Consider the following 13675-nt stretch of genomic DNA (forward strand, 5'->3'; position numbering starts at 1 on the left):
CAAGATCAAAGGTTTGTGGTGCTGGGACAGATACACAAGCGCGGGGCCTTCAAGCCCTGGCACCGACTTCGACACAGGCCCTAAGGTGTCCACGAGGTCTCCAGTTTTCAGGTTCTGCTTGGTCGCTGAACCATCTACCGGAGACCTCACCACCGATCTTCGACACGCCGAGCGGTCACGCCAGCTCAGGCACCACCGCCGACTTCGACACAGGCCCTAGTAGTGCTTTGTTAGGTCGGCGTGTCGTGGGGTGGTTGGAGGGGTCCGGGGTAGTTCGATGTTGGGGTGACCCCTGACGAGCTTTCGGTTGTGCGGCAACGGCTTGAGGCGTTCGCCGCGGATGTGTTCACCCCTTTGGTGCGGTCGGATCAGCGGGCGAAGGGTGAGATGTATCTGCGGGGATTGCTGCTGGACGGGCGGCGCAAGTCGATGCAGCCGATGGCGCAGCGCCTCGGGGTGGATCATCAGGGGTTGCAGCAGTTCGTTTCGACCTCGACGTGGGACACCATGGCGGTGCGGATGCGGCTGGCTCGCCGGGCCCTCGAGGCGGTCGAGCCGGTGGCGTGGGTGGTCGACGACACCGGTTTCCCGAAGGACGGCAAGGGATCGCCGGGCGTGGCCCGGCAGTACTCCGGCACGTTGGGCAAGGTCGCGAACTGCCAGATCGGGGTGAGTGTCCATGCGGTCACCGACACCGCGTCGTGTCCCCTGGATTGGCGGCTGTTCCTGCCTACGTCGTGGGACGATCACGCCGTTGACGAGGCCGACCGCCCCGATGTGATCGCCCGCCGGTCGAGGTGCGGAATACCGGAGGACGAACACCATCGTCCGAAGTGGGCGTTGGTCATCGAGATGCTCGATGACCTGGCCGCGCATGGCCTGCGCCCGCCGCTACTGGCCGCCGACGCCGGCTACGGGGACAACAGCCAGTTCCGCAGCGCCCTGGACGAACGTGGGATCGGCTACATCATGCAGGTCAAAGGCGACGCCCTCGCCCACAAGCCAGACGTGCGGCCGGTCGAGCGGGTCTGGTCCGGACGGGGCCGACCACCGACCCGCACCGACCCGCGCTACCCGAAGACGGCCACCAGCCTGGTCGAACACGTCCGCGCCGCCGGACGCGAGTCTGCAGAGACGATCACCTGGCGAGAAGGCTCAAAAGGCATGATGAGATCGCAGTTCATCTTTCTTCGAGTGCGTCCGGCCGGGCACCGCGTCGCCCGGGACACCGACGGCACCCTGCCCGAGCGGTGGCTCATCGCCCAGTGGCCCAACGACCAGCCCGAGCCGGTCAAGTACTGGCTGTCCAGCCTGCCCGCCACCACCAGCCACACCGACCTGGTCCGCCACGGCAAGATCCGCTGGCGGATCGAACACGACTACCGCGAACTGAAGACCGGCCTCGGACTGGACCACTTCGAAGGCCGCTCCTGGACCGGCTGGCACCGCCACGTCACCCTGGTCACCGCCGCGCACCTGTTCATCACCGAACTACGCCTGGACCCAAAAGCGGCTGCGCCGGCCTGACCCTCTACAGGGTCATCCGCGAGCTGCAACGACTCCTCGCGACCTGGACCGGCGCCTGCATCACCTGCCACCAACCCGTGAAACCGTTACACCGCAACAAACGCCACCGAACCTAACAAAGCACTACTAGCCGTCGATCCGGCGCTGCCGGTGCTCGTGCCGGACTGGGTGCATCCGCTGCTCGCGCCGGTCGACGGGCCGATGCCGCAGGACGCGGCTTCGTGGCAGGACGTGGTGGAGTCATTCCACAAGCTGCTCGCCGCCGAGATCAGCGACGCTGGCGTGTTCGAGCGCGACTTCTCCACCAGCACGGAGGTCGACCGGCTCGCGGGACGAGTTGGCTTACGGCGTGAACCCCGGCACCACGTCGGCGAGCGCCTGGTCGAGGATCTCCAGGCCCAGGTCCAGCTCGGCGTGGGTGGAGGTGAGCGCCGGCGCGATGCGGAAGACGCCGCCCATGCCGGGCAGCTGCACCACATTCATGTGCAGGCCCAGCTCCAGGCACCGCCCGGTGACGGCGGCACCCAGCGCGTCGGCCGGTCGTTTCGACTCCCGGTCGCTGACCAGCTCCAGCCCGACCAGCAGCCCGCGGCCGCGCACGTCGCCGACCACCGGGTGTCGCTGGCCGATCTCCCGCAGGCCCTTCCGGAGGTACGCGCCCAGCTGCGCTGCCTGTTCGTCCAGCCGGTCGGCCTCCAGCACGTCCAGGACCGTGTTGCCGACCGCGGCCACCAGTGGGTCCGAGACGTGCGTGGTGAAGAAGAGGAAACCGCGCTCGTGCGCGGTGTGCTCGATCTCCGGGCTGGTCACCACCGCAGCCAGCGGTAGGCCGGCACCGAGCGTCTTGGACAGGGTCAGGATGTCCGGCACGACGCCGTCACGCTGGAACGCGTACCACTCGCCGGTGCGGCACAGACCTGTCTGCGCCTCGTCGAGGATCAACAGCCCGCCGCGCTCGTGCACCTTGTCGCGCAGCGCCGCGAGGTATCCCGGCGGCAGGTCGATCACGCCGCCGGAGCTGAGGATCGGCTCGACGATGCACGCCGCCAGACTGCCCACCGACTGGGCGTCGAACAGCTCGAACGAGAACTCCAGCTGACGCCGCCAGTCCAGCTCGCCGCCGGGAAGGGTGAAGTCGGGCCGGTACGCGTTCGGCGTGGGGATCGCGAAGTTGCCGGGCGCTGCGGGCCCGTACCCCTTGCGCCCCGAGCTGTAGGTGGCGCTCGCCGCCGCCTGCGTCATCCCGTGCCATGATCGGGCGAACGAGATGATCTCGTGCCGACCGGTGACCAGCTTCGCCATCCGGATCGCCGCCTCGTTGGACTCCGCGCCGGTGGTGAGCAGCAGGGCCTTGTCGAGCGGCGCGGGCAGGGAGCCGGCGAGGCGGCGGGCCAGCTCGACCACGGGCCGGCTCAGCATGCCGCTGAACAGGTGGTCGAGGGTGGCGGCCTGTTGCTGGATCGTGGCTACGACAGCGGGGTGGGAGTGACCGAGGATGGCGCTCATCTGCCCCGACGTGAAGTCGAGCAGGCGGCGACCGTCCGCGGTGAACACGAAACTGCCTTCGGCACGATCGATGATCTCGTGTACGAAGCTGCCCGCGCCGGTGTAGCGGACCAGGTGACGATCGACGTCGGACCAGAACGAATCAGCCATGAACCGACGCTAGGCAGTCCCGGGGAGGCACGTCCATCGCACATTTCCGTTGTCGCTGTTAAGCAGAGCCGTACAGTCGGGGGTCATGACGCTGAATCCGTGGCGGCTGCGCCTGCTCGCCGACCTGGCAACCTACGGCACCGTCCGAGCCGTTGCGCAGCGCGGCAACCTGAGCCCTTCGGCGGTGTCTCAGCAGCTGGCCACGCTGGAACGGGAGACCCGGACCGCGCTGCTGGAACGCGCCGGGCGGCGGGTGCGGCTCACCGCGGCCGGGATGTTGCTCGCCGGCCGGGCTCGGGAGATCCTCGCGGCGATGGAAGCGGCCGAGGCGGAGCTGCGCCGCCTTGCCGACGAGCCGGCCGGCACGGTGACCGTGGCCGCGTTCCAGAGTGCCGTGCAAGCCCTCGCCGATCCGGCGCTGGCCCGTCTCGCGGCCCGTCACCCGGACGTGAGCGTGGTGTTGCTGGAGCTGGAGCCGCACGAGAGCATGCCGGCGCTGCGTCGGGGCGACGTCGACCTGATCATCACGACGGCCGACTTCGCCGGCGCCGAGCTCTCCCCGGAGATCGACCTGGTGCCGCTCGCCACCGACCCGGTCGTGCTCGTGCTGCCCCCGGAGCACGCGCTGACCGGCGCCGAGTCGGTCGCCCTGGAGGCGTGCGCGCAGCAGCGCTGGACATTCGACGTAGCCGGCTCGTACATGTCCGAGCTGTCCACCCGGCTGTGCCGGGAGGCCGGCTTCGAGCCCGTGGTGATCTGTCGGTTCAACAACTACATGCTGGCGCTCCAGCACGTGGAGAACGGCCGCTCGATCACGATGCTGCCAAAGCTGGCGGTGGACCCGCGGTACCGGGTGGTGACCCGACCGCTGAACCCGCCGCTGACCCGGCGCATCACCACCGCGGTGCGGCGACCGGCTGCGTCACGTCCCGAGGTGACGGCCGTGCTCAGCGCGCTGAGAGCAGGTGACTGACCTCGGCCGCGAGCCCCGGCCGGGACCTGTCAGCCGGCAGAAGCGCGGCTCGACGACCCTCTGCGAGCTTCGTTCGCCGGTCCAGGTCAAGGCGCGGACACAGGTCGGCGTTCGGGCTGAATCGCGCACGACGCTCAGTGCCCGGATCCACCACGGGCTGCGCAGTAACCGCTTCCAACGTTTGCCCGTCTTCGATCGCCTGGGTGGTCGTGGGGGTGGTCCCGGTCAGGGGCGCTGGCCGGGATGTGCGCCCGAGGTGTTCGTGCGCGGTCGCTGGTCAGCACTCGAAGACCGCGCTGATCAGGTTCTGCAGGTGAAGGCGTTCGCCTGGATCGGTGCTGGTCCTCTGTCTGTCGCTGATCGCCTGGGCCCACTTGACCTTCTGGTCGGCGTCGGTCATGCCCTTGTGATTGCTGACGAAGTCCTGCGCGTCGTCCCACCGGCCGCTGCTGATCGCGTCCAAGGTTTGGAGGATGCCGGTGGTGAATCGGATCTCACCGAGCGCCGCCTGGTCGTTGACGCCCCTGCCGGTCGCCTCGACCAGCCAGACCAGGCCCGTGGTGCTCGTCCCGGTCCCGTCGACGAGGTGCCCGGCCAGTTCGAGTTTCTGCAACTCCTCCAGCAGCACGCTCGGGCGATCCTTTTTGGGTGCTTCCACGTAGCGGGGCACGACGTCGCTGACGGGCCCGAGTTCCAGCAGTGGCTTGACCAGGTGCGCCATGGCGCTGTCCGGCATCCGGGTGGCCATCTCGTCGGCAGCTCGCAGGTTTTCCGGGGTGTGGTATTCCGACGGCGCGTTCGTGATCTTGCGTTGTTGGTCCCGCAGGCCGTTGCTGGCCCACACGAGCGAGCCGAAGGACTCCGACACCCGGTTGAATTTCGGGGCCGCACCGCTCGCTGCCACCGCCGAGTCCAGCAGACCCGCAGTGATCTCCGGGGACTGGACCAAAGCGCCGCTACGGCTGTGGGCCGTCGCCTTCCAGGCGGTCCCCAAGCCGGCGGGGACCTCGCTGAGCAGCGTGACGCCGTAGGCGTCCAGCACCGACAGCACATCGAGCGACGGCCGGCCCGGCGTGAACACCAGAGGCCGAACTCCGGCCTGCGCGAACTGCTCCAACCGCTGGTGAATCGCCGAACGGTCGCGCGCATCCAGCGCATCACCGCGCTTCGCCTCGTGAAAGTAGATCCACAGGTCCGGCCGCTTCCTCGCCGCGTTGATGAGTGTCTTCGGCACCCGGGCCGTCGTCCCGGCGTTGGTCACCAGGTTCGGCGCGTCCTCCGCGGGCCGGTTGAGGTGCCGATCCAGCGCTGCCTGCAGCCACTCCGGCTCGGGCGCCAGGTCCGAATCGGCGGGCGACGAGAAGCCACGCGACGGCCCTTCGCCGGGCAGCAGGGTGCCGGGGGAATCGATCGTCGCCGCATCGGGCAGGTGGTGGTCGGGCTCGATGGGTTCCGAGGTCTCCCTGGACGGCTCGAACCGCGGCGTCGTCACCGGCGGCTCCTGGACAACCTCGACAGATGTGGGAGCCCGGGCCTCGGGCGGCTGTTCCACCGAGTTCAGGAACTGCGTCCTGATGCGCTGGGCGAGCGCGCCCGGCCGGTGGGCCGCCGCCGGGCTCACACCCAGGAACCTCTGCCGGAAGTCGTCCAGCAGGTCGTAGTGCCGCTGTTCCAGGCTCCACCACTCTCGGCCGGCCTCCTCCCACGTCGCGATCAGCTCCGGCAGCGCCGCTTCCGCCGTGGTGCGCCCCGCGCTGCCCTCAGGGTGGAAGTGGGCTTCGAACCGGGCGGCGTCCAGGTTGTCCGCCGCGGCGGTGAAGTGGTCGGCGGCCTTTGCCAGTCCCGTCTCGTGTCGGGCTATCTCGTCGAACGCGGCGGCCCGGCCGGTGGGGTCGGTCGTGGTGGGAATGCCCAGCGCGGTCCGCGCGTCGTGCAGGCCCATGCGGAGGGTGACCGTGGTGGTCTCCGTACCGGTAATGGTTCTGGGTGCGGAGCCGATCGTCCCGGCCAGGGTGATGGTGACCTCGACGCGACTCAGGTAGTCGAGGGCGGCCGAGGCGCTTTCCGGCTTGACGTTGCCGAGCGGGCCCGCCGACGCACCGATGGCTTCCGTCGCCCCCTGCTGGTCGCCGTTGAGCAGACCCGGGCCACCGTGCTCGAGGCCCTGGTAGGCGTCATTGGTGAAGCCCCGGCCGAGGATGGGCAGCCGGGGAGCCCGCAGGGACTGCACCAGTGAGTCGGTGCCGGCACTGTAGCCGGCGGTCGTCGCGGATGCGTGTTCACGGAAGACACCCGAACTGACGCCGTGCAGTGCCACGCCCTCCGGCACGATCCGGAGATTGATCTTCGCGTGTTGGCCGAGGAGTTGCGCGCTGACCACCGAGGGTAGGTCCATCCCGGCGGTCGTCATCATCTTCGGCACAGCGGGCAGCAGGATCTCCGGCGTGAGGCTGTGGTGGATCTGGTGTGCGCCGCCGCGGCCCGGGGTCTTGAGCCGTTCGGCGGCGTCCTCGAGCAGATCCTCGACGGTGGTCTGCAACTCGGCGAGCCGGCTGATCTCCTCCGGAGTGAACCGGGGCGGCAGTGGCAGGCCGTTGACGGTGCGCCAGCCCGGGTCCATCGACTCCGGCGCCCTGATGACGTACTCCCGGGCGAGCTCGTCACCCGGTCCCACCGTGCGGGGCAACCGTAGATCGTCGGCCCACCGGTCCTGGGTCACGAAGTCGTCGACGACGAGCAGGTCGGAGTCGATCCGGGTGCCGTTGTCGAAGATCACGAGGGAGAACCTGACCGGGAACCGGAGGCGAGCCTTCACGCCCCGTGCGGAGCTCAGCTCCATGTTCGTGGCGGTCTGGCCGGTGCCCTGCGTGTTCGCCACCTGTGACGAGCGGCCGGCGGTGTCACCGAGGCCCGCGGCGAGGTTCTCGCCGTGGTGGTTGGCGACGCCGGTACCGGCGACCCCGAGCGTGTCGGTGTGGCCGTGCGTCTGCTGAATCGTCGTACCGGCGTCGCTGATGTGGGTCAGCTTGACGTCGATGTCATCGTGGCTCGCGACGAAGCCCTCGAAGATCGGCTTGCCGCATGGCTCGGCGACGAGTCGGATGTCCCGGGAGTGTTGGGTGGTCTTGCCCGGCTTCATGTGCAGAACGGAAACGCCACCGTCGACCAGTGACGACCAGTGCGCGGCCACGCCGTCGGGGGTGAGCAGCTGCAGCAACCGACGTCGGTTGAGCATCGGGTCGTCGAGGCCCGACCTTGAGACGGACTTGGAGATCTTCGCCAGCGAGACGTTCTCGGCCCGGCCCCGGAGGACGTCGAGCAGACCAGTGAACCGGCCCGTGCCGGCGTCGGCGCTCTCCGCCGCCGCGCTCAGCGCCTTGATCATCGAGTCGGTGAGGTTGGGGGTCTCGCGGAAGGTGTAGAGGCCAAGGCCCACACCGTGCCCCGGAGGCAACCGCAGTTGAGTGTCCGGCCCGGGCGACCAGGGTGCGCCGAACGAGCCGGTGTCTCCGGTGAGCGGCCTCAACAACCCCAGCCGCTGCACCTCCTCGCCGGCCAGCCGCAGGTAGATGGCGTTGCCCATGGTGCCGTGCCGCTCGGTCGACTTGAAGTGGTGCAGCCAGTCACCGAACCGCATCGCCTGCGGCAGGATCGCGTACCTCGCCGGGTCGGTGGTGATCTCGGCCGCGACCGAGACCCGCATGTCGAACTTGACCAGGTACGACCGCATCTTGCCCTTGCGGTTGTTGGCGTTGCGTTCGATCACCCCACCGATCTCGAAGCTGCGCCGTACGGCGCGCGAGTACAGCAACCATTCGTGGGTCACGCTGAGCAGTCCGCCACCGCCGCTGGTGCTCTCGCCGGTGCCGGACTTGCGCATGTTGGCGGAGAATCCGGCCCGCAGGATGAGCTGGTTCTCGGCGGTACGTGCGCCCTCGACCGAGGCGCCGCCGACCGTCGCCGACTCGGTGGCGACAGGTGTCGCCGTGGTGGGCACGAGCACGGAATTGATCAGCGCGGCGGTGACAGTCAGATCCACGGCCGCGCCGTCCGCCGACGTCAGCACCTTGTCGACGGTCCACTGGCCGTTGAGCATCGACCGCAGCCCGCTGACCTGTTCGTGATCGGCGAAGCGGCGCGTCAGCGCCGCCCAGGCCTCCATGCCCTCGTCCAGCGAGTCGGTGCCCCGTAGCCCGCCGAGCTTGGTCCGCGATGTCAGCTCCGCACCGTAGGTCTGGGCATCCCTGAGCGCGTCCCGGGCCAACTGCAGGACGTACGGGCTGGCGGGCAGGTCGTCCACGGACAGCCAGTCGAGAACGTCCACCTTCGCCGGCTGCCCGTCGGCGTGGTCCACCCAGGTACGCAGCGTGCCGCGTTCGAGCGGGGTGCGCCGGTGGACGTTCACCGGGTCGGGCCGCGGTTGGAACGTGACCGGGTATTCGTGCCGGATGTCGGTGACGCTTGCTCTGTCGAACAACACGGTGACCGGGCGGCGCTGCGACAGGCGCAACCGGGTGATCTGCCGGAACCGGGTGCCGGGAACCAGCTCACGGGTGTACCGCTGGGCGTCACCCGTCGGTCGAGGTAGGCGCTGGTGCACCGTCCGGCCCACCTTCACCACCGACCGCGGATCGTGTCCGAGGCGGGTCACGTACGAGTAGATGTGCACCGTGAGTTCGAGTTCGTTGTCGAACGCCTCGGAGTCCGGGGTCCCGCCGTTGAGCCGGATCTGCTGGCCGGACAGTTGCGTGGCGCTTCGCCGCACCAAGCGGCGACGCACCTCCAGCGCCCCGCCGGGGACGAGCGCCGATGAGACCGGGCCGGGCACCCGCAGTACGCCGCCACTCTCGACGGACGCACCGATCCGTCGTTGGCCGGATATGATGATCTTCTGTTGGGCGCCGTCAACGGTGGCGTTGCGGACCGCGTGGCGCTGCTCGGTGCCCTGGTGCACGAAGTCCCTCGTGTACCGACCGGTCACGTGCACGACCATGTGCTCGGTGCCGAAGGGCCGGGTGCGGATCAGCTGGGCGATCAGGCCGGTCTTGAGGATGGTGCCGGTCGCCGCCCGCCAACCGCCGGGGTGCAGCACCCGGTCGAGCTCGGACTGGTTGTGCAGCCGCTCGATGGCGGATTTGCTGCCGGCCATCCGGGTGACCTTGCCCGGGTCGGTGAACTTCGGGAGGAAGCCACCCTTGTGGGCCCGAACGGTGGAGATGACGTCGAGCCGCAGCTGAGTGAAGGCACTGAGGCCGTACGTCACCGAACGACCGCCGGTCATCGCGTACGGCGGGACGTGGCTGAGCGGTGCGGGGATGACGGTGCCGGTGCCGGAGAGCAGTTCGGCGGCCTTGTTCAGTGGCATCCGGCACAGCACCACCAGGTCGACGGTCGTCGGCCCGATCGGCACGGCAGCGAACGGATTGCGGGAACCGGGCACCTCCCGCAGCGCCGGAGTGAGGACCAGCCGGAAGTGCGCCTCCACGGCGACGTTCCTGATGTCCTTGAACTCCGTGCCGACCCGGGTGGTGCCGCCGCTCGTGGCGGAGGCGGTCATCGTCCGCACGCTGCCGGCGAAGAGTCGCAGCTGGACGTACCCGGTCCCCCACGCCCACCGGACCGGGACGAGGTTGATCGCACCCCCGACTCGACTGGCCTGCTCCAACTTCGACCCGGCGGTCAGGCCGGGCTGGTGACGGAACGACGACTTGGGGATGTCGGCCAGCACACCGAGCCGGGGCAGCGTCGCGGTGATGTCCAGGGACAGGGCGTGCGCGTTGTGCGCGCTGCTGATCAGCGCCGGATGTACGGCGCCCTCCAGGCCGGGGACCAGTTTCGCGATGATCGACGACTCGGAGAGCAGGCCGCGGGCCTGGTTCCGGCCCACCGAGCCGGGCTCGACAGCCTTGCTCGGCCCGAGCCGGACGAGCAGCTCCTCGGCCACGTCGTTCCAGGTCGAGGTGGCCGGAGCCCCGTTGACGCCGGCTCTCAGGATCCGAACCGGCGTGAGAGTCTCCACCAGCAGCGGCGTGTGCCTGGCCGGATCGATGGGGACCAGGTCGGGCTCACGCACGGTGGCGTTGGCGATGTCGTCGACCGAGCGGTAGATCACCGGGCTGACGACATCCGGGCCTCGGGTCCCCGGCGCTGCCTGCGGCCCGAGAACCGGGCTGCGGATGTCGGACGCGTGGACGAGAAAGACGACCTGCCGTTCGAGCAGGTGCGAGGCGCCGCCGCTGCGGATGTTGTGCGAGTCGGTGACCCGGGTGGTGAACTCGAAGGTCTCCAGCGGCCGCGACAGCGCCACCTCGAACCCGCCGCCGGCGCCGTACCCGACCCGTTGGGGCAGCATAGTGCTCACACCGAGCGACCCGGCGCCACCGACGGTGTCCGACTTCTGCGTGACGGCCAGGGAATCGGCTCGTGTGTCGAACTTGGCCTTGTCCGCCTCCTGACTGATGAACCCGGTCGCCTCGTCGGCGGGGAGGGGGGTGATGGTGACCCGGTGCCATCCGTGCATGGCGTCCCGCACGTCGAAGCTGCGACCACCGGTGACGAAGAACGACTCCGGCTCAGCCCGCAGGGCCTGGACGATCTCCTGGGCGTTGACCGGGCGCTGGGCCAGCAGCGGGACCCTGCTCTTCCAGGTGCCAGCGATCCGGTCGTGCACCGCGGCGTTCACGCTGGCCACGATGCCGTCGATCAGAGCCTCCAGTTCGGGGATCGAGTCCACCTCGTGGAGCAGCTCGGGGCGGGCCGTATAGGTCCCTGGCAGCGGGGTGAGCGTGGTTTCGGGAGCCGCCGGGACGACCTCCACGGGCGGCGTCACCGTGAGCTGGGATGCCGGCGGCGCCGACCGCGCGTCGACTGGTTCCGCGACCTCCCGAGGGTCGGCGCGAGCGGGGACCAGATCCCGGGTGGTGGCGTTCGCCGCAACCCCGGCCGGCGGCGATGGCAGGGACACGTCGAGCGGGAAGGCGGTGCGGGGAAAGTTCACCCCCGTCGGCGTCCCGCCGACGAATGCGAGCACGCCGAGTCCGTCCGGGTCCCGAACGATGTGGAACGTTTCGGGCTGGGCATCCTCGGTGCGCCGGACGTCGACGACCGCGCGTTGGCCCGGGGTCAGCAGGTCCAGCTGTCTGATCAGGTCGGCCGGGCCGGCCGCCGCGACGGTCACGGCGTCCGTCGGCCGTACGTCGGCGAGACCGCCGTGCCGGGCGGCCACGAGCGCCGAGGGCAGACCGATCGCCATCGCGTCGGGCGACAGCCGGACCTGGCCGTGCATCGCGGGCAGACGCGGAGCTTCGGCGGTAGCTGTGACCAGGGGCGACCTGTCGAGGAGGTGACGCTCGGGCAGCACGCGTACGCCAGTGGCCGCCCCGGCCGTGGTGACCCGGCCGGCGGCGTCCATGGGCAGGATCCGGTCGTCGCCGGGCACGAGGAGATCAGCGCGGCCGGGCAGGTCGACAGGCAGGCCGTGCGCCCTGCCCCGGCCGTCGACCTCCCCGCGGGTGATACGGCGCGTCAGCTCCGGCGAGAGGACCTCGACCATGCGCGCGACCGTCGCCGGGTGCTGGCGCAGCAGCGCGTCGATCACCCGCGACGCGCCCAACGCCCCGCTGCCCAGATGGATCTGGACCACACCCTCGGGGGCCTGCGACTCGCGGACGTACCTGGGGGCGGGTCCCCCGTCGAGCTCCACCGCGAGCCCGGAGGGGACCGGCACGAGGCCGTCGAGGCAGAGCGCCGAACTGACCGTGGAAGCCATCACAGGGCCTTTCTCCGCAACGGGTTCACCAGGTCGCGATGCGCTCGAGCAGCTCGAGCGGCTCCCGCTCGGCGGTGAAACGCGGCAGGACCGAGTACTCGTAGATGTGGTTCCACGCGGTGCGGTCCGGATCGGGAAGGCAGTCGATCGCCGCGCCGATCTTCTTGAGGACGTCGACGTCGTCCGCCGAGCGGGCCGCCAGGCCGCTGCCACGCTCCGAGAAATGATGCCGGTGAGCGCCTCGGTCAACGTCCCGTTACTGTGGAAGACCTCCTTGGCGTTCGGTGCGCGCACGGCGCGCGTTGGAGCAGTTCCGCGACCGACCGAACACGTGATCGGCCGGCTCGACCGTGACCCGCCCGGCGGCTCGGCCTGCAGATCCCCCTGCTACGCGCCCCGGCGTGCCGATGCGCCACCCACTCTGCGTCGGACAGGTCATGCCGCCTCGCCACCGCTAGCCTGGGTGATTTCACGGTGATCGCCGATCATGACGGGTCGTCAGCGTGCAGATGACCGGAAGAGGACTGTCTCGCTAACGTGTTTCCGGCGATCTTGGTCAGTTCGATGTTCGGTTGCGGGTCCTGACGGACACCTGGAGCCCACCGCCGCCGGCGTCGGCTGTGTGGGGCGTCGTGCCGGGCGGTCCACGATCTTGCGCGCCTCGGTGACGGTCGCCGGGCGGCGAACCAAGCGTCAGGTGTCGAGGCCTGCGAGGTTCAGACGTTCGAGCAGGCTGGGCTTGCGGCGGTGGCAAGCAGTTCCCCGGCGGTGCGGGCGACTGCCGCGACCACGACGCACTGGTTGAAGATCAAGCTAGGGCAACACGAGGGCGCCTGTCCCCCGAATGGGGACCTTCATCCCTCTCGGCCGGCGGAGCAAGGATCCGCCCATGGCAACCGGTGGGGCCGTGGCCCAGAGCTACTTCTTCCAGCCTCTGCGGCACTTCAACCCGTTCTGGGGCGAGGTCATGCCGCCGATCGTTGATCTGACCAACGCGACGCGATCCGTGTGGGAGGACGCGACCGACAACGTGGATCTGGCGGTGGTCGAGGCGGTCACCGGCATGGGCGGCGCGGTGGCGCTCTGGCGGGCGTACCGGCGGGATGCCGACGACAGCTCCGCTGCCCTACGCCGGGTGTACGTGGCTGAGGTCGAGGACCCCGACGCGGTTGTGGACGTGGCGGCGGCATCGGCTGCCGCCGGCACGGACGCAGTGGTCGAGTTCTTCCCGACCGGAGGGGCTGGTTCGCCGCACGCTCAGGCGGCACTCGGTGGCGCGGCACTGCTGTGGGCCGCGAACGCCGATGGACCCGTCATGATCGCTCGGCTCTTCGACCACGACGACCCGGAGACCGGACCGGCGTGGTCGGACGATCATCTGCTGTTGAGCGGTGGCGAGGCGAACGCGGTGTTGCGGTATCTCGACAACGGCACCCCGATCGTGTCCACGGCAGCCGTGATGGTGGATTTCCGGGACCTGCCCCGAGGCATGGTCGTGCCGATGGGGTTCCGCACCGACGGCAGGTGGGTCTGGAACGACGCGGTCACGTACTACCTACGAACTCATGCTCTTGCTCCCGAGCCGGCGTTCCTCGACCACATCCGCCGGGCGGGCCCCGTTCCGGCGACGCTGCCCCTGGTGGACCGTCACCGTGCCGTCGCCGCCTTGCTGAGTCCACTCGCCGAGGAGCAGACCTGAGCCGTCGCTTCCGCCCCTGTCATGTGAACGAGGACTTGCCGGTGCCCTTGTG

At 69.7% G+C, this 13675-nt stretch carries 5 protein-coding genes; 3 read left to right on the plus strand and 2 right to left on the minus strand.

Annotated features, from left to right (window positions below; genetic code table 11):
- The first annotated feature begins 285 nt into the window (after nucleotides 1-285).
- Entirely contained in the window at nucleotides 286-1527 is a 1242-nt protein-coding gene (locus tag MRQ36_RS01770) for an IS701 family transposase (RefSeq protein WP_242791957.1), read from the plus strand.
- A 342-nt stretch (nucleotides 1528-1869) separates the two neighbouring features.
- On the opposite strand, the gene MRQ36_RS01775 is transcribed toward MRQ36_RS01770, so the two are convergent.
- Nucleotides 1870-3183 carry an aspartate aminotransferase family protein gene (locus MRQ36_RS01775; RefSeq protein WP_242791959.1) on the minus strand — a complete coding sequence of 438 codons (1314 nt, stop codon included), beginning with the start codon at nucleotides 3181-3183 and terminating at the stop codon, nucleotides 1870-1872.
- A gap of 85 nt (nucleotides 3184-3268) precedes the next feature.
- Here MRQ36_RS01775 and MRQ36_RS01780 point away from each other — a divergent pair, with 85 nt between their 5' ends.
- On the plus strand, nucleotides 3269-4156 hold the full coding sequence (locus MRQ36_RS01780) for a LysR family transcriptional regulator (protein WP_242791962.1): 888 nt from the start codon (nucleotides 3269-3271) through the stop codon (nucleotides 4154-4156).
- Between the two features lie 277 nt (nucleotides 4157-4433).
- Here the strand turns inward: MRQ36_RS01780 and MRQ36_RS01785 are convergent, their stop codons facing one another.
- Complete coding sequence (locus MRQ36_RS01785) at nucleotides 4434-11924, minus strand: hypothetical protein (RefSeq protein WP_242791965.1); 7491 nt, start codon at nucleotides 11922-11924, stop codon at nucleotides 4434-4436.
- An 889-nt stretch (nucleotides 11925-12813) separates the two neighbouring features.
- Here MRQ36_RS01785 and MRQ36_RS01790 point away from each other — a divergent pair.
- A complete protein-coding gene (locus MRQ36_RS01790; protein WP_242791967.1) occupies nucleotides 12814-13623 on the plus strand; it encodes a hypothetical protein in 810 nt (269 codons plus the stop codon).
- Nucleotides 13624-13675: the final 52 nt, after the last annotated feature.

It is taken from the genome of Micromonospora sp. R77 (genome assembly GCF_022747945.1).
Lineage (GTDB): Bacteria > Actinomycetota > Actinomycetes > Mycobacteriales > Micromonosporaceae > Micromonospora.

Bases quoted from the DNA above. Each gene is read 5' to 3' on its own strand.
- MRQ36_RS01775 (WP_242791959.1), bottom strand. From the start codon at position 3,183: ATGGCTGATTCGTTCTGGTCCGACGTCGATCGTCACCTGGTCCGCTAC.
- MRQ36_RS01780 (WP_242791962.1), top strand. From the start codon at position 3,269: ATGACGCTGAATCCGTGGCGGCTGCGCCTGCTCGCCGACCTGGCAACC.
- MRQ36_RS01785 (WP_242791965.1), bottom strand. From the start codon at position 11,924: ATGGCTTCCACGGTCAGTTCGGCGCTCTGCCTCGACGGCCTCGTGCCG.
- MRQ36_RS01790 (WP_242791967.1), top strand. From the start codon at position 12,814: ATGGCAACCGGTGGGGCCGTGGCCCAGAGCTACTTCTTCCAGCCTCTG.